This window comes from Winogradskya consettensis, assembly GCF_018332715.1.
In the GTDB taxonomy this organism is placed as follows: domain Bacteria; phylum Actinomycetota; class Actinomycetes; order Mycobacteriales; family Micromonosporaceae; genus Actinoplanes; species Actinoplanes consettensis.
In genome coordinates, this window is sequence record NZ_BOQP01000007.1 from 74,313 (window position 1) to 95,924 (window position 21,612).

Annotated in this window: 27 protein-coding genes; 9 read left to right on the plus strand and 18 right to left on the minus strand. The window is 68.6% G+C overall.

The features are described 5' to 3' along the window. Nucleotides 1-2 precede the first annotated feature (2 nt). From Aco04nite_RS07975 to Aco04nite_RS07995, 5 genes are all read left to right on the plus strand, one after another. A complete protein-coding gene (locus tag Aco04nite_RS07975) occupies nt 3-227 on the plus strand; it encodes a hypothetical protein (RefSeq protein WP_212996540.1) in 225 nt (74 codons plus the stop codon). 96 nt (nt 228-323) lie between these two features. Then, nucleotides 324-1,124 carry a siderophore-interacting protein gene (locus Aco04nite_RS07980; RefSeq protein ID WP_212996541.1) on the plus strand — a complete coding sequence of 267 codons (801 nt, stop codon included), beginning with the start codon at nt 324-326 and terminating at the stop codon, nt 1,122-1,124. A gap of 78 nt (nt 1,125-1,202) precedes the next feature. Then, nucleotides 1,203-1,352 carry a hypothetical protein gene (locus Aco04nite_RS07985; protein ID WP_212996542.1) on the plus strand — a complete coding sequence of 50 codons (150 nt, stop codon included), beginning with the start codon at nt 1,203-1,205 and terminating at the stop codon, nt 1,350-1,352. Further along, the gene (locus tag Aco04nite_RS07990) at nt 1,349-2,719 is read left to right on the plus strand and encodes a hypothetical protein (protein ID WP_212996543.1); all 1,371 of its coding nucleotides are present in this window, start codon (nt 1,349-1,351) and stop codon (nt 2,717-2,719) included. The genes Aco04nite_RS07985 and Aco04nite_RS07990 overlap by 4 nt, the downstream gene beginning before the upstream one ends. A 23-nt stretch (nt 2,720-2,742) precedes the next feature. Beyond that, a complete protein-coding gene (locus Aco04nite_RS07995; protein WP_212996544.1) occupies nt 2,743-3,288 on the plus strand; it encodes a hypothetical protein in 546 nt (181 codons plus the stop codon). A 6-nt stretch (nt 3,289-3,294) separates the two neighbouring features. On the opposite strand, the gene Aco04nite_RS08000 is transcribed toward Aco04nite_RS07995, so the two are convergent. From Aco04nite_RS08000 to Aco04nite_RS08020, 5 genes are all read right to left on the minus strand, one after another. Then, nucleotides 3,295-4,410 (minus strand): LCP family protein, encoded by a 1,116-nt coding sequence (locus Aco04nite_RS08000; protein ID WP_212996545.1) that lies wholly within the window; start codon nt 4,408-4,410, stop codon nt 3,295-3,297. A 242-nt stretch (nt 4,411-4,652) separates the two neighbouring features. Further along, a complete protein-coding gene (locus Aco04nite_RS08005; protein WP_212996546.1) occupies nt 4,653-5,717 on the minus strand; it encodes an alpha/beta hydrolase family protein in 1,065 nt (354 codons plus the stop codon). Beyond that, entirely contained in the window at nt 5,714-6,043 is a 330-nt protein-coding gene (locus tag Aco04nite_RS08010) for a transcriptional regulator (protein WP_212996547.1), read from the minus strand. The genes Aco04nite_RS08005 and Aco04nite_RS08010 overlap by 4 nt, the downstream gene beginning before the upstream one ends. A gap of 5 nt (nt 6,044-6,048) precedes the next feature. After that, nucleotides 6,049-6,741, minus strand: a complete 693-nt coding sequence (locus Aco04nite_RS08015; protein WP_212996548.1) for a hypothetical protein — start codon at nt 6,739-6,741, stop codon at nt 6,049-6,051. Between the two features lie 49 nt (nt 6,742-6,790). After that, nucleotides 6,791-8,065, minus strand: coding sequence for an NmrA family NAD(P)-binding protein (locus tag Aco04nite_RS08020; protein ID WP_212996549.1), 1,275 nt, complete (start codon nt 8,063-8,065; stop codon nt 6,791-6,793). Between the two features lie 91 nt (nt 8,066-8,156). Here Aco04nite_RS08020 and Aco04nite_RS08025 point away from each other — a divergent pair, with 91 nt between their 5' ends. Further along, nucleotides 8,157-9,101: an AraC family transcriptional regulator gene (locus Aco04nite_RS08025; RefSeq protein ID WP_212996550.1), complete on the plus strand. Its 945-nt coding sequence runs from the start codon at nt 8,157-8,159 to the stop codon at nt 9,099-9,101. 344 nt (nt 9,102-9,445) lie between these two features. Here the strand turns inward: Aco04nite_RS08025 and Aco04nite_RS08030 are convergent, their stop codons facing one another. The 7 genes from Aco04nite_RS08030 to Aco04nite_RS08060 form a co-directional block, all read right to left on the minus strand. Continuing rightward, nucleotides 9,446-10,432 carry a pectate lyase family protein gene (locus Aco04nite_RS08030; protein ID WP_203840590.1) on the minus strand — a complete coding sequence of 329 codons (987 nt, stop codon included), beginning with the start codon at nt 10,430-10,432 and terminating at the stop codon, nt 9,446-9,448. Between the two features lie 354 nt (nt 10,433-10,786). Beyond that, the gene (locus tag Aco04nite_RS08035; protein ID WP_212996551.1) at nt 10,787-11,179 is read right to left on the minus strand and encodes a peptidase inhibitor family I36 protein; all 393 of its coding nucleotides are present in this window, start codon (nt 11,177-11,179) and stop codon (nt 10,787-10,789) included. Nucleotides 11,180-11,261: 82 nt separating this feature from the next. Next, nucleotides 11,262-11,483, minus strand: coding sequence for a hypothetical protein (locus Aco04nite_RS08040; RefSeq protein WP_212996552.1), 222 nt, complete (start codon nt 11,481-11,483; stop codon nt 11,262-11,264). A 127-nt stretch (nt 11,484-11,610) separates the two neighbouring features. Next, nucleotides 11,611-12,093, minus strand: coding sequence for a hypothetical protein (locus tag Aco04nite_RS08045; protein ID WP_212996553.1), 483 nt, complete (start codon nt 12,091-12,093; stop codon nt 11,611-11,613). A 94-nt stretch (nt 12,094-12,187) separates the two neighbouring features. Beyond that, entirely contained in the window at nt 12,188-12,691 is a 504-nt protein-coding gene (gene msrA / locus Aco04nite_RS08050; RefSeq protein WP_212996554.1) for a peptide-methionine (S)-S-oxide reductase MsrA, read from the minus strand. A gap of 292 nt (nt 12,692-12,983) precedes the next feature. Beyond that, nucleotides 12,984-13,334: a hypothetical protein gene (locus Aco04nite_RS08055; protein ID WP_212996555.1), complete on the minus strand. Its 351-nt coding sequence runs from the start codon at nt 13,332-13,334 to the stop codon at nt 12,984-12,986. 304 nt (nt 13,335-13,638) lie between these two features. Beyond that, complete coding sequence (locus tag Aco04nite_RS08060) at nt 13,639-13,785, minus strand: hypothetical protein (RefSeq protein ID WP_212996556.1); 147 nt, start codon at nt 13,783-13,785, stop codon at nt 13,639-13,641. Between the two features lie 6 nt (nt 13,786-13,791). Between Aco04nite_RS08060 and Aco04nite_RS08065 the strand changes: the two genes are divergently transcribed. Then, the gene (locus tag Aco04nite_RS08065; RefSeq protein WP_212996557.1) at nt 13,792-15,732 is read left to right on the plus strand and encodes a galactose oxidase-like domain-containing protein; all 1,941 of its coding nucleotides are present in this window, start codon (nt 13,792-13,794) and stop codon (nt 15,730-15,732) included. A 141-nt stretch (nt 15,733-15,873) separates the two neighbouring features. On the opposite strand, the gene Aco04nite_RS08070 is transcribed toward Aco04nite_RS08065, so the two are convergent. The 5 genes from Aco04nite_RS08070 to Aco04nite_RS08090 all read right to left on the minus strand — a co-directional run bounded on the left by Aco04nite_RS08070 (nt 15,874) and on the right by Aco04nite_RS08090 (nt 19,712). Continuing rightward, nucleotides 15,874-16,341: a hypothetical protein gene (locus Aco04nite_RS08070; RefSeq protein ID WP_203840602.1), complete on the minus strand. Its 468-nt coding sequence runs from the start codon at nt 16,339-16,341 to the stop codon at nt 15,874-15,876. Nucleotides 16,342-16,496: 155 nt separating this feature from the next. Beyond that, on the minus strand, nt 16,497-17,102 hold the full coding sequence (locus tag Aco04nite_RS08075) for a hypothetical protein (RefSeq protein WP_212996558.1): 606 nt from the start codon (nt 17,100-17,102) through the stop codon (nt 16,497-16,499). Next, nucleotides 17,099-18,415 carry a hypothetical protein gene (locus Aco04nite_RS08080; RefSeq protein ID WP_212996559.1) on the minus strand — a complete coding sequence of 439 codons (1,317 nt, stop codon included), beginning with the start codon at nt 18,413-18,415 and terminating at the stop codon, nt 17,099-17,101. The genes Aco04nite_RS08075 and Aco04nite_RS08080 overlap by 4 nt, the downstream gene beginning before the upstream one ends. Further along, nucleotides 18,412-19,212 (minus strand): ABC transporter ATP-binding protein, encoded by an 801-nt coding sequence (locus tag Aco04nite_RS08085; protein ID WP_212996647.1) that lies wholly within the window; start codon nt 19,210-19,212, stop codon nt 18,412-18,414. Before Aco04nite_RS08085 ends, Aco04nite_RS08080 begins: the two co-directional genes overlap by 4 nt. An 83-nt stretch (nt 19,213-19,295) precedes the next feature. Next, nucleotides 19,296-19,712: a hypothetical protein gene (locus Aco04nite_RS08090; protein WP_212996560.1), complete on the minus strand. Its 417-nt coding sequence runs from the start codon at nt 19,710-19,712 to the stop codon at nt 19,296-19,298. Nucleotides 19,713-19,731: 19 nt separating this feature from the next. Between Aco04nite_RS08090 and Aco04nite_RS08095 the strand changes: the two genes are divergently transcribed. Together Aco04nite_RS08095 and Aco04nite_RS08100 are read left to right on the plus strand one after the other, a co-directional pair. Further along, nucleotides 19,732-20,403 carry an NAD(P)-dependent oxidoreductase gene (locus Aco04nite_RS08095; RefSeq protein ID WP_212996561.1) on the plus strand — a complete coding sequence of 224 codons (672 nt, stop codon included), beginning with the start codon at nt 19,732-19,734 and terminating at the stop codon, nt 20,401-20,403. A 36-nt stretch (nt 20,404-20,439) separates the two neighbouring features. Continuing rightward, nucleotides 20,440-21,303, plus strand: a complete 864-nt coding sequence (locus Aco04nite_RS08100) for a TIGR03620 family F420-dependent LLM class oxidoreductase (RefSeq protein WP_212996562.1) — start codon at nt 20,440-20,442, stop codon at nt 21,301-21,303. Here the strand turns inward: Aco04nite_RS08100 and Aco04nite_RS08105 are convergent. Beyond that, complete coding sequence (locus tag Aco04nite_RS08105; protein WP_212996563.1) at nt 21,236-21,604, minus strand: hypothetical protein; 369 nt, start codon at nt 21,602-21,604, stop codon at nt 21,236-21,238. The genes Aco04nite_RS08100 and Aco04nite_RS08105 overlap by 68 nt on opposite strands. Nucleotides 21,605-21,612: the final 8 nt, after the last annotated feature.

Consider the following 21,612-nt stretch of genomic DNA (forward strand, 5'->3'; position numbering starts at 1 on the left):
CTATGCCCGAGAATGAGAGCGCGCCGGAAGACGTGAGCGCGCAGGAGAACGGGTCCGTGCCGGAAGGCGACGGCGAGCCGGAGCCCGAGGTCTTCACCAACCGGGCCGCCCGCCGGGCGAAGGGCAAGGGCGGCGTGAAGCCCGAGGTCTTCGCGAAGGGCCAGCCCCCGGTGGGTCGCGGCGCAGTCCAGAGCCCCCGTCAGTACGGCAACCGCCGCAGCGGCTGACCGAAAGCCTCACCAGGGACCCGGATCCGCGTACGCGCTGGTCCGGGTCCCGATGTCTCTGCGGACCCTAAAGTTAGCCTAGGCTAACCTCACCCTATGGTGAAACGGCCTCGGACAACCCCGAAGAAGCCCCAGCTGTACCGCGTCGAGGTCCTCCGGGCCGAACGACTCACCCCGCACATGCAGCGCGTCACCGTCGGCGGCACAGCCCTCGCCGACTTCCCGTGGATGGGCTACGACCACTGGTTCCGCCTGTTCGTACGCCTCCCCCACCAGAGCGCCTTCGCCATGCCGGAGATCTCCGGCAAACAGTGGTGGCTGAAGTACCTGGCAGCCGCGGAGACGACGCGCCCCCACTGCGCGAACTACACCATCGCCGACTTCCGCGCCGCCGACGCCGAACTGGACATCGACTTCGTCGTCCACCTCGGCCCCTCGGGCGAACCGGAAGGCCCCGCCGCCATCTGGGCCTGCGCCGCCACCCCCGGCGAAAAACTCGCCATCTTCGACCAGGGCATCCTCTTCGCCCCACCCGCCGACACCACCGAACTCACCATCGTCGCCGACGAAAGCGGCCTGCCCGCCGTCACCGGCATCCTCCGCTCCCTCCCACCCGGCACCACCGGCCGCGTCATCCAGGAGGTCCCCACCGCGGCCGACCACCGCGACCTCCCCGCCCCCACCGGCATCACCATCACCTGGATCAACCGCGACGACCCCACCGCCGTCCCCGGCGTCAAAGCCCTCCAAGCCCTGCAAACCCTCGAAAACCTCGACCCCCACGGGTACGCCTTCGTCGTCGGCGAAGCAAAACTGGCCACCCACGGCCGCCGCCACCTGCACCACATCGGCCTCCCCAAGGACCGCATCACGTTCTCCGGCTTCTGGAAACACTGACCGCCGGATCGACCCGGTACCGGGGTTGCGGCGCGCATCAGCACGCTTCTAAAGTGCGGCAAAAGGGGAGGGGCCGCGATGGGCGTCAACGTCAGGAACGCGCTGCGGGAGACCGCGGACAAGCTTCGTGCCGTGGTCGCCGACACCATCTCGACCGACGAGCTGACCAGCCAGAACGTCCACGCTGCGGGCAGCGACCCGGGACCGTTGCCCAAGCTGCCGCTGTGAGCACCAACCCCCTCGTCGCCCCGAGCAGCGACTCGACAACCTGGTACACCGGCCTCGGTCTCGTCGAGGACGCCGCGGACATCACCAACGGCATCCGCAGCAACAGCTGGGTCGACGGCTCACTGGGCGGCGTAGGCGCCTCGCTCGACATGCTCTCCCTCGCCGTCGACCCGCTGGGCACCCTGGTGTCCTGGGGCGTCTCCTGGCTGATGGAGCACGTCCAGCCGCTCAAGGACGCCCTCGACTGGCTCGCCGGCAACGCCGACGAGGTCGCCGCGCACGCGGCCACCTGGTCGAACGTCTCGGCCTTCACCGACCAGGCCCGTCAGCAGTACGCCGACCGCCTCGGCGCCGAGGTCTCCGAATGGTTCGGGCCCTCCGGTGACGCCTACCGTGAACATGCCGCCGCACAGATGCATGTTCTTGAAGGCCTGGCGACAGCAGCGCAAGGCATCTCGTACGCGGTAGAAGGCGCCGGCCTGCTGGTCGCCCTCGTCCGCGGCATCGTCCGCGACCTGATCGCCGAATTCATCGGCACTCTCGCCGCGCGCCTCCCACAATGGCTCGCCGAAGAGGGCCTGACCCTGGGCCTCGCGACACCGGTAGTCATCGGCCAGGTCTCCACCCTCGTCGCCAAATGGGTCAACAAGATCCAGCATTTCGTCCGAGGCCTCCTCAACAGCCTCCGCCGCCTCCACCCGATGCTCGACAACCTCGCCACCGTCCTCACCAACCTGAGCGGCCGTAACCGAGCCCTCGCCCGCACCGACCCCACCGAGTTCAAGCCCGGCTTTCCGCACGGCTCCGACTATTTCATCGACGATGGCGACCCCCTCTCGCAGCGAGCCATCGACGCGTATCGCCGGGCCCGCAACAGCCCGGAGGCCACTTCCGTTGTCGCCGCGAACACCGGCATCGATCCCAGGATCATCGAAGGCATGCGTCAGAACTTGTTCGTCCAGCAGCACGACGTCCCCATCAGCCCAGGTCACGTAGAGAGCGGCTACTTCACACCGCACGAACGCATCGCGGATCTGTGGGAGGGTGCGGTCAGCGGCAGTCTGACTCCGAGCCAACTGGACCAGTTCCGCAACCTCGCTGGGCACGAGTATGTCGAGAACAGATTGATGGCAGCCGGGATCCCCTACCGATCCACCCATCCCGAATCGTTCGATCCCAGCGGCGACCCCATCATCAACCCGAATCACCCTGGCGCACACGATCTCGCGCCCAACGAATGGAAGCCCGCCACACCCTTCGCGCATTGGCGGGCCTTCGGCCTGGACGGCTCGAACCTGGAGATGGCCGGCGACCTCTCGAACCTGGATGAGGTAGTCGACGCGGCCCTGCGAGGATTGGGACGATGAGACCTGATGAGGCTGTACGCGACATGGCGGCCCGGCTGAGCGCTGTCGACTGGGAGCGGCGCGGCGACAAAGCCTGGTCGAAGGCGGCGCTGCTGAAGGAGTTCTTCCGGCGTGCCGCACGCGTGGCCGACGCCTACGGATGTGACACCCGAACGCCGTTCTTCGATATCGCCGATTGTGTGCACCCTGGTATCCAGCTGGATCAGAAGGTGCTGGACGACACCCTGAAGAACGTGCAGGGCGGTGGTTGGGATGTCACCAACGTGACGCCCTTCATTCTGCGCTGGGCGGCTTTGCGGGCCACTCCCGGTGTGGAGTTGCCCGCGGAGCTGGAGGATCCCTTCGCGCCGCTGATGGTGCTCTTCGAGCGCGGCGGCGGTTTTCATACCGAGAACGGCGAAGTGAACCTCGAATGGAAGTCGGTGCGCTTTGCCGGCTGGCGCAGGCGGGCCGCCGATCCCGCGCTTGCGAGTTTTGCCGCCGATGACCTCGACGAGATCGACCGGGCCGGCTCCATGGCTCAGTTCGGTTATGTGATGGGCCCGGACGGGGTCCCCCGCGAGCAGTGAGCTTCCTCAGCTGATGAGCAGGCCGGGCTGGGTGAGGAGGAAGTCGTCGAGTTTGTCCGCGGCGGTGGCTTCGAAGAGGGCCTGGGTGGTGGCTGTGGCGCCCTCGCCGCCGCCGACGTCGTTGAAGGCGCCTGCGTTGGTCTTGATGGGGATGAGGTCGGCTGCGGCCAGGCCTTTCTGACCGAAGACGAAATCCGCGACGGGTACGCCGTGGGTGTCCATTTTCAGCGATGAGCCCGCCGCTTCCAGGATGCGCGAGACTTTGCCCGGATTGGTCAGGATGCCGGCGCTGGTGGCTTTCTCGGCCATGGCTCGCAGGAGTTGCTGCTGGTGGCGTTGCCGGTCGTAGTCGCCGTTGGTGGAGTGGCGTAGCCGCGAGAATTCGAGGGCTTCCCAGGGCTGCATGTCCCGGCAGCCTTTTTTGAACCACAGGGCGTTTGCCGGTGGGGTCAGCGGGTCGGTGCCCTCGGCGTAGGAGACCTTGCCTTTGGCGTCGACGATGTAGTGGCTGGACCACATGTCCTTGTCGACGCACATGTGGACGCCGCCCATGGCTTCGAGCAGGCCGCGGAAGCCGTCGAAGTCGATGACGACGAGGCCGTCGAAGGTGATTCCGGTGAGGGTGTGCACGGCTTTCGCCGCCAGTTTCGCGCCGCCTGTCCAGCCTCGGCCGTTCTGGGAGCCGTACGCGTAGGCGGAGTTGATTTTCTCGCGGCTGCCCTTGAAGCCGATGGACGGGTCGGCGGGGATGTCGGCGACCATGTCGCGGGGGATGGAGATCATGTAGACGCGGTCGTGGGAGGCCGCGATGTGCAGGATCAGGATGGTGTCGGAGCGGGAGAGCTCGCCCTTGGCTTCCCAGCCGGCGCGGGTGTCCAGGCCCAGCATCAGCAGGTTCATGGCGCCGTCGGGGAGTTTGCCCGAGGAGGCGGTGCCGCCCACTCCCGCGTCGGCGAGGACGCTGGAGGTCGTCTGGATGCCGCCGGTGAGCCGGCCCAGGAAGTACTTGACCGAGACGATGCCGAAGACGCCGGCCATGGTGAGGACGAGGCCGGCGGCGATCAGCAGCCGGGTCCACAGCGGAGCCCGGGGCGGTCGGACCGGGGTGGTCGTGTCCGGCATGGGTGGGCTCCTCCAGCTGAGGTGGACCTGACGATCGCGAATGGGGCCGTGGACCATCCGAATGGATATATCCTCACGTTCCGATAGTCAAACCGGAGTCGTTATCGGCGACGGTTTCCCGCATTAATCGGTCCCCATTCTTCATAGGTCCATCGCAAATACATTCGCTGTTCACCGCATTACGTGTACGCCCGGAGTCGCGGGGACGCCGCCGTCATGGGCCGGGCGGAACCTGCACGCCCTCAGGTGAAGAGCACGGCCGGGAACGCCCTGCTCGGGCCTTCTAGCAGGCGCTGACGGCGGCCGCGGAGGTGCTGGTCGAAGAAGGCGAGCGGGTACGCCTGCTGGATGCGGACGGCCTGGGCCGGGGCGAGGGTGCCGAGCCAGCCCGGCAGGTCGTCGGCGTTGATCGGCAGCTGCGGGATCAGCCATTGCTGGTCGCACAACGAGCCGTGGAGTGCGCCGTCGACGTGCACGTCGAGCTGCCAGCCGTGCGGCAACGCCAGGAACTCGGCGACGCCGGAGTCCTCGGTGTCCTCGGTGTCCTCGGTGTCCTCGGTGAACTCCGCGGTCATCAGCATGAAGGGCCGGTCGACGGCGGCGACGGGTGGCTGGGACTGCATCGGGCCGTCGAAGCTGAGCCCCGCCCGTACGCGCCGGTCGGTGTTCATGACCAGGGCGGTGGCGGTGGCGCCCTTGGACCAGCCGAACATGCCGATGCGGTGCGGATCGATCGTGGCGCCCACGCCCGCCGCGAGGTGCTTCAGGCCGTCGAGGACGACGCGGATGTCGTGGGCGTGGTCCCACGGGGTTATGGACACGTCGTCGTCGGGAACGGTGAGCCGGCCGTCGGGGAGTTCACCGTACGAGTCGAAGGGGTGGTCGACCGTGACCACGACGTAGCCGTGGCTGGCGAGTTCCTGGACCACGATGGTGGTCTCGGAGCGGTGACCGCCCGCGCCGTGGGAGAACACGACCGCCGGAAGGCACCCGGCCGCCGCCGGCGCGCCCTCGTGACCCGCCGTGAGCGGTGCCGCGACGCCGACCGGCAGGCCGACGGATTCGAGAAGCGCCCGCAGCGGCGCGGCGGGCAGCCACGGCGCCACCGGGTGGCGCCGGATGTCCCGAGCGGGATACCAGATGCTGACCGTCAGTTCCCGGCCGTGCCCCGCGACCTGCCGCGTCACGGCGCCGATCCGGTGTGGCCCGGTGGGCGCCGGCAGGGTGAGCCGGGCCGTTCTTACGGGCGCCCCGGTCCCGAGTGGTACGGCAGCCGCGGCGGCGAGCAGACTCCGGCGGGTGATCATCGGTCCTCCACTCGGGCAATGAGCTTCTTGAGTCGTCCGATCTCGTCGGCGAGGGCCTTGGCACCGAGGGCGGTGAGGGTGATCCACGTGCGGCCACGGCGGCCCTCGTAGCCCTTCTCCACCTCGATCAGGCCGGCCTCCTCCAGCACGCTCAGGTGCTTGGACAGGTTGCCCGCGGTCAGTTCCAGCTGCGTACGCAGATAGCCGAACTCGACCCGGCGAGCCTCGTGGGTGATGGTGAGGATCCCCAGCCGCACCCGCTGATGGACCACCTCGTCCAGCCCGTTGGCGGGGTGCGCGGCGTCCTCGTCCTGCGTGCCGGTCATCGCCGTCACCGGTGCCGCCGCTGGACTGCCCGGAACCCGGCCGCTCCCAGCAGCAGCACCAGACCGGCGATGGCCTGCGGCACTGCCATCCCCGCCCGGACCCCGAAGTGCGGTGCGCCGAAGCCGTCGCCCATCGGCAGCACCAGCAGCACGAGCGCGAGATAGCCGGAGGTGAACAGCAGCAGCCCCGGGCTGCGTTCCAGCCAGGCCAGCAGCAGCAGCGTCACCCCGATCATGCCCCACGGCATGACCAGCCGGTCCAGCACGAAATACCAGTACGGGAGCGGGCCGTCCGGGTACGGGTGGCTCTGGAAGTACAGGCGCACCGCCAGCCATGCGGCGGGGAACACCACGGTCGTCACGGCACCGGTGATGGCATACGGCAGGACCCGGGTGCCCAGCCCCCGCGACCGGGCCGCCCGCAGATAGAGGAAAGCAATCGCTCCGTACGCCAGGAGCGTCGCCGGCGGCCAGTAGTACAGCATGCCCTGACGTGCGAATTCGCAGCTGCCGTCGGGGTGGCACCGCACCTGCATGGCGAACCAGTCGACCGGGATCGCAGCGAACGTCACCGCTGCCAGGACCAGCAGTGCCACCCACGTCATTCTTTGTTCGAGCCGCACGCGACGAGCTAGCGTGCGCAGCTCCGACAGCAACCGGCGAGGATCGTCGGCGGCGGACATCGAGTTAGCGGTCATGCCAATAGGTTTCCACAGCAAACCGATTGGCGCCAGCATTCCGCTGAAATCAGGCCGGCCACCCCAGGGCGTCGAAGACAGCAACCGGATCGAGGTAGTCGCGCCAGTGGGTCACCTTCCGGTTCTGGATGGTGACGACCGAGACGAAGCGATTGGTGTACGCGCTCCCGGTCGCGACGACCCGCCCGTGAACCGCGTACTCGAGAACCACCACCGACTTCTCCCGGTCGTGGTGCGCCGCCAGCTCGTCCGCGCTGTGCAGAACCAGGTTGGCGCCGTAACCGCGGTACAGCTCGGCAACGGCTTCCCGGCCGGCGACCCGCCGCGGATATCCGGGTACGGAGATGACGTACTCGAAGACCACATCATCGGCGAGCAGGTCGAAGTAGTGGCCCCCGTCGACGAGACCGGCGAGGCCCTGCTCGACGATGCGGAAGAACGGCTCCAGCGCCACGAAGTCGCCGAGGTCCCGGATCTGCGGGGCCTCTCTGACCGGTGCCGCACTGACCGGTGCCGCCCGGAATGCGCGGCGGGCGAACGCGGCGAGGCTCGTCGGGTGCCGGCCGGTCACCTTGTAGATGTCGTCGCCGGGCCGTGAACCGTTGCCGGACTCCACTGTGCTGGTCTGCCAGTCGAGGATCACGCCGTAGTCCGCGGGGACGAACCCGGTCGCGACGACCGCGCCGATCCAGGCCGCACGGTCGATGTCCTGGTAGCGGACGGGACGGCCGGTCACCTCGGTGATGATCGCGGCGACCTCGGCGAAGGTGAGCGCTTCGGGTCCGGTCAGCGTGTAGCGCGCTCGCGCGTGTTGTTCGGGGTGGACCAGCGTCTCGACGGCCACGGCGGCGATGTCGGCCGCGTCGACGAAGGCCTCCGCCCCGGTGCCGCCCGGGACCGTGATCACGCCGTCGATGATCGGGACGTGCTGGTCGGCGAAGTTCTGCATGACCCAGCCGGGCTGCAGGATCGTGTGGGTGAACGCGGTCCGGGAAGCCAGCTCGGTTTCGACGGCGCGGAAATCCATCGTCGCCGGGGCCTGCTCGGCGCGGTAGGTGCTCAGGTAGGTCACGTGGCGGACGCCGGCTGCCTCGGCCAGGTCCAGGAACGCCGACACCTGGGCGGCGTAGCGGACCCAGGGAACGGGTGCGACCAAGTAGACGCCGGTCAGGGCGGCGCGCTGGGTCGCCGGGTCGTCCCAGTCGAACACCACGTCGGCGTCGTGGCGGGCCGCGGTCCGGACGGCGAGGCCGCGGTCGCGCAGGTTCTTCGCGACCAGCGATCCGGAACGCCCGGTGCCGCCGAGAACAAGGAAATTCGTCATGGCTCGATCTTGCGCGGCCACTGGTGGCGTACCAATAGCTCAAAGTCGTTGATTGTTTGTTTCAGACGCTCATGGCAGCGACAATGAGCCCATGGATCTGCTGCAGGACCACCTCACCCGGGCCCGTGCTTCCGGGGGTGTCTTCGCGCGGACCGCGGCCACCCCACCGTGGGGACTGCGCCTGGCCGGAACGATCCAGCTGTCCGTGCACACCGTCGTCCAGGGCCGCGCGTGGCTGTGGTTCGACGACCCGGCGACGGCCCTCGAACTCGCGCCAGGCGACCTGGCGCTCGTCCGCGGCGGCCGCGCCCACCACATCGCCCACGAACCCGGGGCGGACTGCCTTGACCCCGGCGAGTTCACCGCACGCCACGCCCACGCTTCGCCCGAACCCGGCCGGCGGCTGAGCGTCTTCCTCTGCGGCGCCTACCGGTTCTCCGGCGACATCGGCCAGGGCCTGCTCGACGCCCTGCCCGAGGTCATCCCCCTCTCGGCCGGCGTCGGCGACCCGCTGCACGACATCATCGCCGTGCTGTCCCGCGAACTGAGCACCGACGAGCCGGGCCGCCAGACGATCCTCGACCGGCTCCTCGACGTCCTGCTCGTGCTCGCCCTGCGTACCGGCCTCACCCAGAGCCCCGACGCCCCACGCTGGTTCCGGGCCTCCGCCGATCCGCGACTCAGCCCTGCATTACGCGCGGTGCACGACAACGCCGCCCATCCGTGGACGGTGCCCGAGCTCGCCGCCCTCAGTGGACTGTCCCGGGCGGCGTTCGCCCGGATCTTCACGCAGGCCCTCGATCAGACGCCGATGCAGTATCTGACCGACTGGCGCATGGCGCTCGCCCGTGACCACCTGCGCACCAGCGACCTCACGCTGGCCCAGATCGCCGAGCTGACCGGGTACGGCTCGCCGTACGCGTTCGCCACCGCCTTCAACCGCCACCACCAGCGGGCCCCCGGCGCCTGGCGCCGCGAGGAGCTCGACCGCGTCGCCGCCCGCCCGGACATCACCGACGCCGTGCACATCTTCTGACCCCACCCGGTCAGCCTCGACGCCCCACCGACCCGCCGTTAGGTTGTGCACAATTTAATTGTGCACAACCTTTCTCACCGCGATGCCCGGCGTTTCTCGGTGCGGTGCGCTGCGTTTCGCCCGGCCCTTCTCGGCCTTCTCGGCGTGTCGCTCGGCCTTCTCGGCGCGGTGCCCGGCCTTCTCGGCGCAGTGCCCGGCCTTCTCAGCGCAGTGCCCGGCCTTCTCGGCGCAGTGCCCGGCCTTCTCAGCGCAGTGCCCGGCCTTCTCAGCGCAGTGCCCGGCGTGTAGGCCGGCCCTTCTCGGCGTGATGCCCGGCCCCGAGGGACCGGGCATCATCGTGGGGGTCAGATCTTGCCGGTGCCGGCGCCCGCGGTGACGGTGGCCTTGACCGAGGTGTTGGCCTCGGGGGTGTAGGAGTAGGGGATCGCGGCGACGCTGGCGCCGTTGCGGACCTGCTCCGTGCCCGAGTTGACCTTGTAGTTGTTGAGGACCTTGATGTTGCCCGCGTCGGAGTCACCGGTCTGGGTGACCGTCGGGTTGGCGACGTTCTCGAAGTAGTTGCGCTCGACGTAGACGCCGGCGTTCTCGGTGGAGGCGACGCCGTACGAGCCGACGTTGCTGTAGTAGTTGTTCAGGACGTGCACCGGGTTGGCGAAACGTACGCGCGGGTGGCGCTGGTTGGTGCCGTCGAACCAGTTGTGCACGTAGGTGACGCGCAGGTGGCCGGTGTCCTCGGCGGCGTTGTCGTCGCTGTGGCCCAGCAGCATGGACTTGTCGTGGTCGTGCAGGTGGTTCCACGAGACCGTGATGTAGTCCGAGCCGCGCTTGATGTCGATCAGCCCGTCGTAGCCGTTGGACAGGTCGTTGTGGTCGATCCAGACGTTCGTGGTGCTGGACTGGACGTTGATCGAGTCGTCGGCGGCGTTCTTGAACACCAGGTTGCGGATGATCACGTTCTTGACGCCGGACAGGTTGAGCCCGCCGCCGGTGATGCCCGAGCTGGAGCCGACGCCGAGGACCGTCTTGTTCGACGCGACGCTGTACATGCCGGAGATCGTGATCAGGCCGGAGACCTTGACGGTCTGCGACGTGCTGGAGCTCAGCGCCGTCTTCAGCGCGGAGGCCGAGGTCACGGTGACCACGGTGCTCGTGGAGCCGCCGGTGGTGCCGCCGTTGAGGCTGGCGAACCCGACCGGGCTGGACTCCGCGGCGTACGCGTTGGCAGGACCGATGACCTGGGCAGCGCCGACGGCCAGGACGGTGGCCGAGAGGGCGGCGATGACCGTACGGCGGCGGGTGCCACCCAAGGTCGGCTTCGGCAGTGCTGACATGGATTCCTCCATTGGGAGCGGATTGCTGCGACAGCAGCGGGTGCAGATGGAGACCGGCCAAATCCGCTGTCGGTGGTAGCGGCGAGCCGGTGCGGCGCGGTGAGGACCGAGGAGCCTCCCGGCCGGGGATAACCCGCGGCAGGGGGAATGTCTCTCAGGTAAGCGCTTACCCAGACGCTAGGCCGGATATCGATGCCTGTCAATAACAGGTCGAATCGTGGTCACGGCCGAGCCGGGCAGTTCCATCAGTACGCGCTCCGCGCACCGAAAGCCGTGCGGGTCCCGGGCACCACGCCCGCGGGTGCCGGCAGACAGGATCGTTCCGCTGTCAGCACCCGCGGGCGAGCGGCACCGCTACGCGTACACGTTGATGGACGACATGGTGTTGTCGTCAAGTGAACCGTTCTGCCCGGTGAACTCCATCTTCGTGCCGGGCCAGACCACCGCGACCTTGCCGAGGTCGTTGAAGTCGGAGGAGACGAAGACGGTGATGTCAGTCTTGTTGACAATGGACGACGCGTTGTCGTTGGCCGCCAGCCCGTTGTAGAAATGCCAGTTGCTGGTGAAGTTGTGCTTCCCGCTGTACACGACGAGGGTGGTCCCCCGGAGCCCGTGGTCCGAGAAGATGCAGACCTCACCCTTCTGGCACGTGTAAACAGCCTGTGCGGCGGACGGCAACACAAACAGGCTGCCGGCGACAGCCAGTGCGGTGCCCAGCGCGGCCCTGATCGCAGTACGTTTCCTCATCGAACCTCACCCGTATCGGCGACATGTCACCGTCGAGCCTGCGCCTGCGCACTGGAGGAATAGTTCCCGTCCGCTGAACTCCCTACCGGCCGAGGTTTCCCATCGAGGCGTGCTGAGCCGCGATCAGTCGCTGCGCTGTGACAGCCTGCTGGGCGGCGGACTCCTGGCGGTACGCGGCCTGCTGCGCGGCGGCCCCCTGCTGCGCGAGCAGGTGCTGCTGGGCGGAGGCCGACGCCGTGACGCGGCCGGGGTCGACGTCGTAGTGCACGGACAGGTCGTGGGGTGTGTTCGAGTTCTGCATCATGCGAGGCAACCTTCCCGGTAGCAGAACGGGTGCTGCTGCACCGTGGCCCCCCGAATCGTCCCCGCACCGGATCACCTGAGCGCACCGCCCGAGCCTTGAGCAGATCCATAGCCGCACCCGCGGGATCTCAAGCACGCCTCAAGATCGAAACCTGATGCCGGATCACCTCGAGGCACGGCTCACTCCCCAGCTGGTCGGCGAGGGTGATCCTCCGGCCGAAGCCCTGTGTCTGCATGGTGATGTCATAGCAGTTGAAAAGCACGCTGGTCACGTCGCCGGGCCGGGCACCCTCGACCGCGGCGGACACCAGGTCCATGGCGGTCAACAGCAGCGCCGAGTTGGCGGGCGACACGACATCGATCAGCGGGTCGATGGCGTCCCGGAACTCGTCGAACGCCGTGGGACCGGGGGCAGCATCCGACCGGGCTGTCCGCAACGCCGTCCGCAGGAGCCGGTCCACCTCCGGCGTGAACCAGCCGTGCAAACCGGTGGCGGATCGGTAGGCGACGAACTCCAGGGCGTCCGCCATGAGCTCGATCCGCTCGCGGGCGCCGAGCGCGGCGACGGCCTCACGGGCCGAGGACATCTCCCGCATCCACAAATCGTCCATGCCCGATCATCCCCCGAGTCCGAAATCCTCCGGCCTCAGGGCGCACCCCGGGAGTCCCCGGCGGGACGTTGCCGTCCACGCCGAGGGTCCGGCATTACTGAGTGCGTCGCGGCAGCTTCCAGTCGGGGCGGGGGAAGTGGCAGGTGTAACCGTCGGGGATGCGCTCCAGGTAGTCCTGGTGCTCCGGCTCGGCCTCCCAGAACGGGCCGGCGGCGGTCACCTCGGTAACCACCTTGCCCGGCCACAGGCCCGACGCCTCGACGTCGGCGATCGTGTCCTCCGCGACCTGCTTCTGGTCGTCGGTCTCGTAGAAGATCGCCGAGCGGTAGCTGTCGCCGATATCGTTGCCCTGACGGTTAAGGGTCGTCGGGTCGTGGATCTGGAAGAAGAATTCCAGGAGATCACGGTACGACGTGAGCGCCGGATCGAAGCTGATCTCAATGGCCTCCGCGTGCCCCCGGTGATTACGGTACGTAGCGTTTGCCACCTCACCGCCCGTGTAGCCGACCCGGGTCGACACCACACCGGGACGCCGCCGGATCAGGTCCTGCATCCCCCAGAAACAACCGCCGGCCAGAATCGCCTTTTCCGTAGCCATACCGCCCACCTCACCTCGTCGTGTGCCTCCCAGCATTACCCACCCACCGCCGCGCGCCTACTGTCACCTCGGTCACCGACCGCCGGTGTCACTGCAGCGTGTTCGACAACTCCCAGGTGAACGCCGTCACCTCGCCCTCCCTGCCATCGATGATCTACGCAGCCCAGGCAGGGTCCGACAGGAAAGCCTGCACGCGCTCGGCCCCGGGCCATGCCCGGCTCTCTTACCGCCAGAACTGGACGAGGATCGACGCCCAGGGCAGTTCCTCCGGCCCGGGCGCCGGTTCGTCGCGCTACGCGAGCCGCAGGTGCCACGGACCGGCCGACGGCAGCCGATAGGCACCCGCGGTGATCTGGTCGAGCGCCAGCGACCCGGACGGCCAGTCCAGCATGATGACATCGCTGCGCTGCCAGGCGTCGGCGGCGAAGTCTGCCGGCCCGTCCCAGGTCTCGAAGTGTATTTCCGCCTGGACGATCGTCTCCTCGCTCTCCAGATAGACGTTCCCCGCGTCTTCTCCTCGATCTTCTGCGCCATCGCTGCTTTCTACCGAAGGTCCGCAGTGATCAGTGCCGATGATCTTCAACCGCCGGGTGCGGCGGCGGGACCGGGTGAACCGGGTCGTTGATCCGACATCGTGCGTCAACCGTCGGATCATCAGCACGGGCGACTCCACATTGAATGGTATTGCCCCCTTTGCGGCCGCCTGTTTGACCGTTCGGCCAACAGGGGTCGCCGTTTCAGCATGCCATTGACACCACAGTGGTCCATCACCGGACGTTGATTACGGCTTTGTTTCGGGTTACGTTCACGGCACTGCCATATCGGACAGTAGGCGCGCCGATTATCGGATCTTCAATGCTGTGATTCGCCGCCGCCGGGCGAAGGGATGATCCATGCCCACATGCCGCAGACCAATCGCCGCCGGCCTATTGTTCGTATTGATCCCATCAGGAATATCCCTGCAGCCGGCCCACGCCGTTCCGGCCGCCGAACACGTTCATGCCGAACACGTTCATGCAGAGCACATCAACGCCGGGCCCGTTCACGGCGAGCACGTTCAGGCCGAGCATGGTCACGCAGGGGATGACGGGCACGAGCACATGGTGCAGGACCTGGCGGGGACGCCGATGCGGGTCATCGAGGAGCAGTCCGCCGGCAATGCGGCGCGGATCCAGCGGGAGACCGGAAAGCGCCCCGGCACAGCGCGTACGAAGGCAGCCGTGGCCGCCGACCCCGGGCAGGCGGGATCATGGAGCACGGTCGTCAATACACCCGTTGTCCCCGTTTTCCAGGCGGTGCTGCCGAACGGCAAGTTACTGATCTGGGATTCGGTCGGTGACAAATCGGCCGAGTCGTACCCGGATCACAGCTTCACGCGGGCCGCGGTCTGGAATCCGATCACCAACACGAACAAAAGAGTCGATCTCCAGGGGTCCAACATCTTCTGCGCCGGATTTGCCCATCTCACGAACGGCAACATTCTGGTTGCCGGTGGCAATGCCAACGCGGGACTCGACGGCACGGTGCAGACCCACGTTTTCGACTGGCAGAAGGAGACGTGGAGCCGCGGCAAGGACATGGCCGCGGCGCGCTGGTATCCGTCGGTTGCGGAAACGGCGAACGGTGAGGAGGTCATCATCGGCGGGGGTCCCGCGACGGCCGAGGTCTACCAGGCGAACGGTGCCGTTCGCGCGCTGCCCGGTTTCACGAAGTTCAGCGCCCGGGTCTATCCGTACCTGGGTTCGCGTCCGGACGGTCAACTCGGGCTGCTCGGGCCGTACAACACCGCGTACACCATCAACACGTCGGGGAACGGCGCGATCACAGCGACCGCCACGCGTGATTCCCTCGACCGGACCTACGGGAGCTTCTCGACGTACGACATCGGCAGGTCCATGGTCGTCGGGGGTGGCAACCTCACCGAGGGCGGCGCCGCACACGTGCCCACCCGGACCGCCGTCGTCCTGAACAGCAACGCCGGGCTGGCCCCCACCGTCGCCTCCACCGGTTCGATGTCGGTCGGGCGGCGCCAGCTCAACGCGACCCTGCTGGCCGACGGTTCGGTGGTGGCGACCGGCGGCATGACCAGCGTGGCGACCTCGGACCTCGTGGACCTGGACCATGCCGCGACGACGGCGGAGCGCTGGGACCCCGCGACGGGTCAGTGGACGGTGCTCGCGGGCGCGAGTCGCATCCGGCAGTACCACTCGACGGCCTCGCTGCTGCCGGACGGCCGGATCATGACCGGGGGCGGCGGCATCTGCGGGGTCTGCATGCAGGTGGGATATCTCGAGAAGAACGTCGAATACTTCACGCCGCCCTATCTGTACGAGAAGGACGGCAGCGGCAGGCTCGCCGCCCGGCCGGTCATCAGCACCGCGCCGGCCACCGTCGGCATCGGCGCCACGTTCGCTGTCTCGTCCCCGCACGCGCCGGGCATCGCCAAGGTCGCCCTGGTCGGGCTGAGCGACGTCACCCACGGCGTCGACCAGGGCCAGCGGTACGTCCCGTTGACGTTCACGGCTTCCGGCACCACGCTGACGGTCACCGGCCCGCCGAACGGTGGCGTGGCACCTCCGGGCTATTACCTGCTGTTCCTCGTGGACACCGCCGGCGTCCCCTCCGTTGCGAAGATCGTCCAGGTCGCCAAGGGCCCGAGCCCGGTGATGAGCCCGGTCAAGAACAGCACCGGCCTGTGCGTCGACCTACCGAATTCCGCCACGGCGATCCGCACGTATCTGCAGGCGTACGCCTGCAACAACACCAAGGCGCAGGCGCTGACCAGGCTGCCCGATGACAGAACGGTGCGGGTCCTCGGCAACTGCCTGGACGTCCCGTACAGCACCTTCGTCACCGGGCAGAAGATCTGGACCTATGCCTGCAACAAGCTCGGCGCCCAGACGTGGCAGTTCGGCACGGACGCCACCATCCGGCCGGCCAGCAACCCGGCGCTGTGCCTGGCCGCCGCCTCGACGGCCAGCAAAGCAGCCATCGTCATCACCACCTGCAACGGCAACGCGCTGCAGAAATGGCAGTGGTGAGGCGAGCCCGAACGGGAACCGGTGAACGGAAAATCGATGAACGGAAAGTGGCCGGCCTTCCGAGGAAGACCGGCCACGATCAGGGAATGTCCCGCGGCGCCGGCGGACCGGCGTTGCGGGGTTCAGTTATCCCAGGCGTCGTCAGAAGACGGTGACGCCGACGCCGGTCAGCGTGACGATGTTGCCGGCGTTGGCAACCTGGGAGCACGCCTGCTGCTGGGACTGGATGAAGCCGTCCGACGCGTCCTGGATGCAGGAGTTGTACGCACTGACGGTGCCGCCGGTGATGTCGACGTTCGCCTTGGTCTTGCTGAACAGCAGCGCGGACGGGAAGCTGTTCTTCTGGACGAACACCGAGACGTTCTCCAGGCTGAGCAGGTTGGCCGCGGTCGACACCTGGTCACAGGACTGCTGCTGGAGCTGGATGACGCCGTCGCGGGCGTCCTGGATGCACTCGTTCAGTGCGATGGCCTCGCCACCGGAGACCTTGACGATGACGTTGCTCGCCGAGAAAAGCGGCGCCGCGATCGCCGGCGCGGCCAGCGTCAGGGACGCACCTGCGGCAGCAGCGAACATGGCAGCACTACCGAGGATCTTCTTGGTGTTCACTTCGTATGCCTTCCAGCAATTTCATACTTGATATTCGGGACAAGACGCCCTGCACCAGATAACTCGCACCACTGCCCGACGGATGCGAGCTTGGTGCTCGTATCAGTCGAATGAGTGGACGGCTGCATGACGCATCGACCGACGATGTCAAGAACTCACTGCTGGCCCGCTTCGGCGGGGGCACGCCGGGCCGGGCCGATGACCGCATACGTGACCAGCCCCGCGAGGGTGAGCAGCACCGCCGTCACCGCGGCGGCCCGGTCCGACGGGGGTTGTGCCTGCCAGGTCAGGATCCGCCCGAGGAGCGGCTCCGAACGGGGGAACAGGACCGCGCCCAGGGTCCAGGCCAGCGGCAGGAACCACGACCGGGCGGTGCCGATCGTCACGGCTCCCAGCGCGGTCAGGCCGAGCAGCCCGGCGGCGTCCCGCACCACCAGCCAGCCGGGGCCGAACCGGGCCCCGGTCGCCAGGGTGGCCACCAGCAGCAGAGCGACGACCAGGAACGCCGCCAGCAGGTGCACGGCCCGGCGCGGCAGCCAGGGCAGCGCGGCCGTCGACTCGAACGCGTCGTCGGGCCCGCCGAGGGTGACGGTCAGGACGGCGACCAGCAGCAGGATCGTCAGGACGACCATCTGCACGCCGACCTCACGGGTGTCGGAGAACACCGACCACAGCGTCCACATCAGCGCCGTGCCACCGGCTGCCATGATCAGCGCCGAGGGCGCACGCCGGGACCGGAGGTAGAGCGAGAGCCATCTCACCGTGGGCTCCCCGTGAGCAGCGCGCCATCCGAGCAGGTCAGTGCCGCCTTGCGCAGTGCCTGCACCCGGGCCAGGGCCTCGGTGGCGGGCAGTGCCTGCAGGCCCTGCCACACCGTCACCACGTCGCCGATCAACTCCGGTTCGCCGAGCAGGTCGGCCTTCGGCTCCTGGCCCATCAGCCAGAACGTGGCCGCCGCGTCGTCGGCGTAGCTCGTCGGCTGCTTGCAGTTCGGCGGGCTGCGGAACGCCCCGGACACCACGTCCCTCTTCACGACCTTGCCGTCCAGGTGCCCGTCGGAGCCGGGCTCGATGCGCAGCAGTACGACGTCGTCATCCCAGGTGGGATAGGCGTCGGGGAAGAAGGTGGTGGTGTCCTCGTGCACCTTGGTCGGCGCGCCGGGCAGTTTCGCCAGGACCGCCAGGCCTTCGCGAGCCTGCGGGGTCACCTCGGACAGCAACCCGGAGTGGACCCGGCCGACGCACACGCCAGGCTCGCCCTGAGCACACACCAGTTCCTTCGACGCCGGATCGATCGCGCCGACGACGACCCTCTTCCCGTGCGGCATGACGCCGATCGCCAGCGCCGCGCCCAGGATCACGGGCAGCAGCGCCGCGACCCGCAGCCGCCAGGAGCCCGACACCAGCAGCATGATCGCGGTGGCGGCGAGCGCGGTGAGCCAGATGGCCTGGGAGGCGCTGGCCCGGCCGGGCACGTCCTGGAAGGCGTCCGGCATGTTCATCTCGTAGATCGGCGAGAACACCAGGGCCAGCCAGCCCCGGGGACGGGTGGCGCCGGGCAGTAGCAGCAGCAGGGCGAGTCCCGCCACGGCCAGCATGGGGGCGGTCACCAGCCACGGCATCAGGCGGCCGGCGGCCATGCCGAGCCACACCGCCGCGATCAGCGCCAGTAGGCCGACGGCCATCACGGCGAACGTCGCCACCGGCAGATACCGGGCGGTGCCGATGATCCAGAGCCCGCCCGCGAGCCCCATCAGCAGGTAACCGACGACCACCGCGCCCGTCATCACGCCGAGTGTCGGTGCAGTCCGCTGCAGCCTCGGCCGTGGCGTGCTGGCGAACAGCTCCCCGACGTTCGCCCTGCCCTCCCGGCGCGCCTGCCAGGCACCGGCGGCCAGGGCCAGGGGCCACAGCAGGGCTAGGTAGAGCCGCTGGGTCATGGCCAGCTGCAACCATCCGTCGGAGAAGTAGATCCCCTCGGCGAAGAAGAGCAGCAGCACGCCGATCACCGTCAGGGTGATGGTGGTGCCGACCGCCGCGGAACGGCGCAGTTCGATGCCCAGGATGCGGTTCATCGGCTCTCCTCCGCCCGGTAGCGGCGCAGCAGCGCGGAGTAGCCCCGCTCGGCGGGACTGTCCCCGGGATCATCGGGACCGCCCTGCGTGGCGAGGTCCTCCGGGGTGCCCTGGTAGACGAGGCGCCCCGCGTTGATCAGGACGACGTCGGTGCACGCGACCGCCACGTCCTCGACCAGGTGGGTGGAGACGAGCACGCAGCTGTCGACGCCCAGGTCGCGCAGCAACTCACGAAACTCCAGGCGCTGCTCGGGGTCGAGACCCACGGTGGGCTCGTCGAGCAGCAGCACCGCGGGGTCGTTGACGATCGCCTGGGCGATGCCCGCGCGGCGCAGCATGCCGCCGGACAGCGTCTTCATCCGCGCACCGGCCTTGGCCGCGAGACCGACCCGGTCGATGGCCCGTTGCACCGCGCCGGGGATCTCGGCCTTGGGCATCTCCTTGAGCCAGGCCATGTATTCGACGAACTCCCGCACCGTGAACCGCGGGTAGAAGCCGAACTGCTGGGGCAGATAGCCCAGACCGCGCCGGACCGTACGCAGGTCGGCACGACCGTCGACCTGCTCGCCGAGCAGCGTGAGCCGCCCACCGGCCGGGCGGATGACCGTGGCGAGCGCCCGCATCAGCGTCGTCTTGCCGGCGCCGTTCGGGCCGAGCAGGCCGTGCACGCCGGTGCCGAGGGCGAGGTCGAGCCCGTCGACGGCGAGGTGCCGGCCGGCTCGTACCCGTAACTCCTCGGCGTGCACCGCCCACGGGTGAAGGGTGGGGGCAGTCTCGGCCGCGCTCACCGTACGCATCATCAGTCCTCCAGGATTGAGCAGAACACACCCAGCAAGACGACGGCCCGTCGCTCACGGTTCTCTCATCCGTGTGACTTGAGTCACTTATTGAAGGTGGCGCGATAGGACGGCCACGCCGCCCGTAGGTAGAGAGCGAACGGAATCCACCAGATGAGGTCATTGGTGATGATCAGGATCAGCGTGGCCGGTGGCCAGATGTCGCGCAGGATCAGATAGGCGAGACCGAGGGGTCCCAGGATCTTGCCGGTCAGGCCGACCGCGGCGGGTAGCCACCCGTGGGCAGGCCGGCGGGCGACCTCCAGATAGAGGACGCCGTAGAGACCGAGCACCATGCCGAGGGTGGCGAAGATCTGCGGGGTGTTCGACGGGGGCATGCCGGCCACCCGGAACAGCCACTGCGGGTCAGCGACCGCGTAGAGCCCCCAGCCGATGTTGTAGACGCCGGCCGCGACGAAGGTCCACCGGTGCCTCATCAGTACGTCCACCTGGTTGTCCACGCGCCCTACCGTATTGACCATGCTCAAGGTCGTCGTGGTCGCTGCAACCGGTGGCATCGGCCGTCAGCTGCTGAAGCAGGCCCTCGAAGCGGGGCACGACGTGACGGCGGTCGTCCGCGATCCCACCCGGCTCGGTGACGTCCCCGTTCGCGTCGTGCGCTGCGACCTCGCGCGGGCCGCCCCGGGCGAGCTCGACGAGGCGATGGCCGGAGCCGGAGCCGTACTCTCAGCATTGGGTGCCCGGTCCGGCGCGGAGGCCGGCGTCGCCTCCCGCGGCACCCACGCCATCGTGCAGGCGATGCGTGCCACCGGCGTCCGGCGGGTCATAGCGGTCAGCGCCGCCTCGGTCGGCACCGTGCCCTCACCCGGGCGGCCGGCCCCGCCCCGCTACAACCCCGGTGACGGGCCCGTCACCCGCTACGTCTTCGCCCCCGTGGCGAAGAAGCTGTTCCGCCCCCACTACCTCGACCTGGCGATCATGGAGGATGTGCTGCGTGACAGCGGCCTCGACTGGACGGTGTCACGCCCGCCCCGGCTGCTCGATCACGCGCTGCGCCCGGCCTATCGCACCGCGCGAGATGTCAACGTCCGGGGCGGCATGTTCATCTCGCGCGTGGATGTGGCACGCCACATGCTCAGCCTGATCGATGACGCAGGTTCCGTTCATCACACCATTTCGGTCGCGTACTGAAAGTCGTGCGCCGCACCGAGTCGTAGGGTTCGAGGTATGGCACAACGACTCGTCAGCGTCTGGCAACCGTTCTTCCTCGGCAGCGAGAGCACGGAGGCGGCCATCGAGGCCGCGAGCGAGCTGGAGCAGCTCGGATACTCGCGGATCTGGTTCTCGGCAGGGTTCGGGGAGAACGTCCCGGCGCGGTTCCGTGACCTCCTGGACGGCACCAGGACGATCGGGGTCGCACCCGGGATCGTGTCGATCTGGCACTCGTCACCCGCCGAGGTGGCGGCGTTCACCGCGGACGCGGAGCGCGCGCATCCGGGCCGGTTCCTGCTCGGGCTCGGGGCCAGTCACGCCGTGCTCGTCGAGCAGGACGGGACCGACTACCGCAAGCCGTACTCCAAGATGGTCGAATATCTCGACGGCCTCGACGCCGCCGCGCTAGCGCCGGAGCAGCGGATCCTTGCGGCCCTCGGCCCGAAGATGCTGACGCTCTCCCGCGACCGGGCGGCCGGTGCGCACCCGTATTTCACCACCCCCGAGCACACCGCCGAGGCCCGGACGGCGCTCGGACCCGACCGGCTGCTCGCGCCCGAGGTCGCCGTGGTCGTCGAGGCGGATCCTGCCGCCGCACGCGCGACCGCCCGGCAGTACACGACCGGGTATCTGTCCCTGCCGAACTACACCAACAACCTGCGCCGGTTCGGCTGGACCGACGAGGACTTCGCCGATGGTGGCAGTGACCGGCTCGTGGACGCGGTCATCCCCTGGGGCACGCCCGAGCAGGTCGCGGCCGGGATCGAGAAGCACTACCGGGCCGGTGCGGACGAGGTGGCGATCCAGGTCCTCAACGGCGGCGACGCGAAGACGTTCCCCGCCGAGGCGTTCCGGGCCCTCGCGACCATCCTGATCTGAGTCCCGCGGCGGCGAAGCCGGTTTCGATGAGCGCGTCGGCCAGGGCTACCCGGCGCCAGCGGGGCGAGCCGAGCGCGAAGCCGACGCAACTGCCGGCGTGGACCGTGTCGGCGAGCGCGCCGAGTCTCACGGTGGTGGGACCGGCGCTCAGCGCGGCCTGCGCCAGGTGGCGCAGGCCCAGCGCGCGGGCTACGGCGACGGCGGTTGCCGGGACAGGCCCGCCACCGCCGGCACGCAGGAGGTGCCCCGGGAGCGTCAGGAGAACAACTGCCCAGCCGGCCCGTACCCATCGCTCTGCCATGACCGCGA

Bases quoted from the DNA above. Each gene is read 5' to 3' on its own strand.
- Aco04nite_RS07975 (WP_212996540.1), top strand. From the start codon at position 3: ATGCCCGAGAATGAGAGCGCGCCGGAAGACGTGAGCGCGCAGGAGAAC.
- Aco04nite_RS07980 (WP_212996541.1), top strand. From the start codon at position 324: ATGGTGAAACGGCCTCGGACAACCCCGAAGAAGCCCCAGCTGTACCGC.
- Aco04nite_RS07985 (WP_212996542.1), top strand. From the start codon at position 1,203: ATGGGCGTCAACGTCAGGAACGCGCTGCGGGAGACCGCGGACAAGCTT.
- Aco04nite_RS07995 (WP_212996544.1), top strand. From the start codon at position 2,743: ATGGCGGCCCGGCTGAGCGCTGTCGACTGGGAGCGGCGCGGCGACAAA.
- Aco04nite_RS08000 (WP_212996545.1), bottom strand. From the start codon at position 4,410: ATGCCGGACACGACCACCCCGGTCCGACCGCCCCGGGCTCCGCTGTGG.
- Aco04nite_RS08005 (WP_212996546.1), bottom strand. From the start codon at position 5,717: ATGATCACCCGCCGGAGTCTGCTCGCCGCCGCGGCTGCCGTACCACTC.
- Aco04nite_RS08010 (WP_212996547.1), bottom strand. From the start codon at position 6,043: ATGACCGGCACGCAGGACGAGGACGCCGCGCACCCCGCCAACGGGCTG.
- Aco04nite_RS08015 (WP_212996548.1), bottom strand. From the start codon at position 6,741: ATGACCGCTAACTCGATGTCCGCCGCCGACGATCCTCGCCGGTTGCTG.
- Aco04nite_RS08020 (WP_212996549.1), bottom strand. From the start codon at position 8,065: ATGACGAATTTCCTTGTTCTCGGCGGCACCGGGCGTTCCGGATCGCTG.
- Aco04nite_RS08025 (WP_212996550.1), top strand. From the start codon at position 8,157: ATGGATCTGCTGCAGGACCACCTCACCCGGGCCCGTGCTTCCGGGGGT.
- Aco04nite_RS08030 (WP_203840590.1), bottom strand. From the start codon at position 10,432: ATGTCAGCACTGCCGAAGCCGACCTTGGGTGGCACCCGCCGCCGTACG.
- Aco04nite_RS08035 (WP_212996551.1), bottom strand. From the start codon at position 11,179: ATGAGGAAACGTACTGCGATCAGGGCCGCGCTGGGCACCGCACTGGCT.
- Aco04nite_RS08040 (WP_212996552.1), bottom strand. From the start codon at position 11,483: ATGATGCAGAACTCGAACACACCCCACGACCTGTCCGTGCACTACGAC.
- Aco04nite_RS08045 (WP_212996553.1), bottom strand. From the start codon at position 12,093: ATGGACGATTTGTGGATGCGGGAGATGTCCTCGGCCCGTGAGGCCGTC.
- msrA (WP_212996554.1), bottom strand. From the start codon at position 12,691: ATGGCTACGGAAAAGGCGATTCTGGCCGGCGGTTGTTTCTGGGGGATG.
- Aco04nite_RS08065 (WP_212996557.1), top strand. From the start codon at position 13,792: ATGGTGCAGGACCTGGCGGGGACGCCGATGCGGGTCATCGAGGAGCAG.
- Aco04nite_RS08080 (WP_212996559.1), bottom strand. From the start codon at position 18,415: ATGAACCGCATCCTGGGCATCGAACTGCGCCGTTCCGCGGCGGTCGGC.
- Aco04nite_RS08085 (WP_212996647.1), bottom strand. From the start codon at position 19,212: ATGCGTACGGTGAGCGCGGCCGAGACTGCCCCCACCCTTCACCCGTGG.
- Aco04nite_RS08095 (WP_212996561.1), top strand. From the start codon at position 19,732: ATGCTCAAGGTCGTCGTGGTCGCTGCAACCGGTGGCATCGGCCGTCAG.
- Aco04nite_RS08100 (WP_212996562.1), top strand. From the start codon at position 20,440: ATGGCACAACGACTCGTCAGCGTCTGGCAACCGTTCTTCCTCGGCAGC.
- Aco04nite_RS08105 (WP_212996563.1), bottom strand. From the start codon at position 21,604: ATGGCAGAGCGATGGGTACGGGCCGGCTGGGCAGTTGTTCTCCTGACG.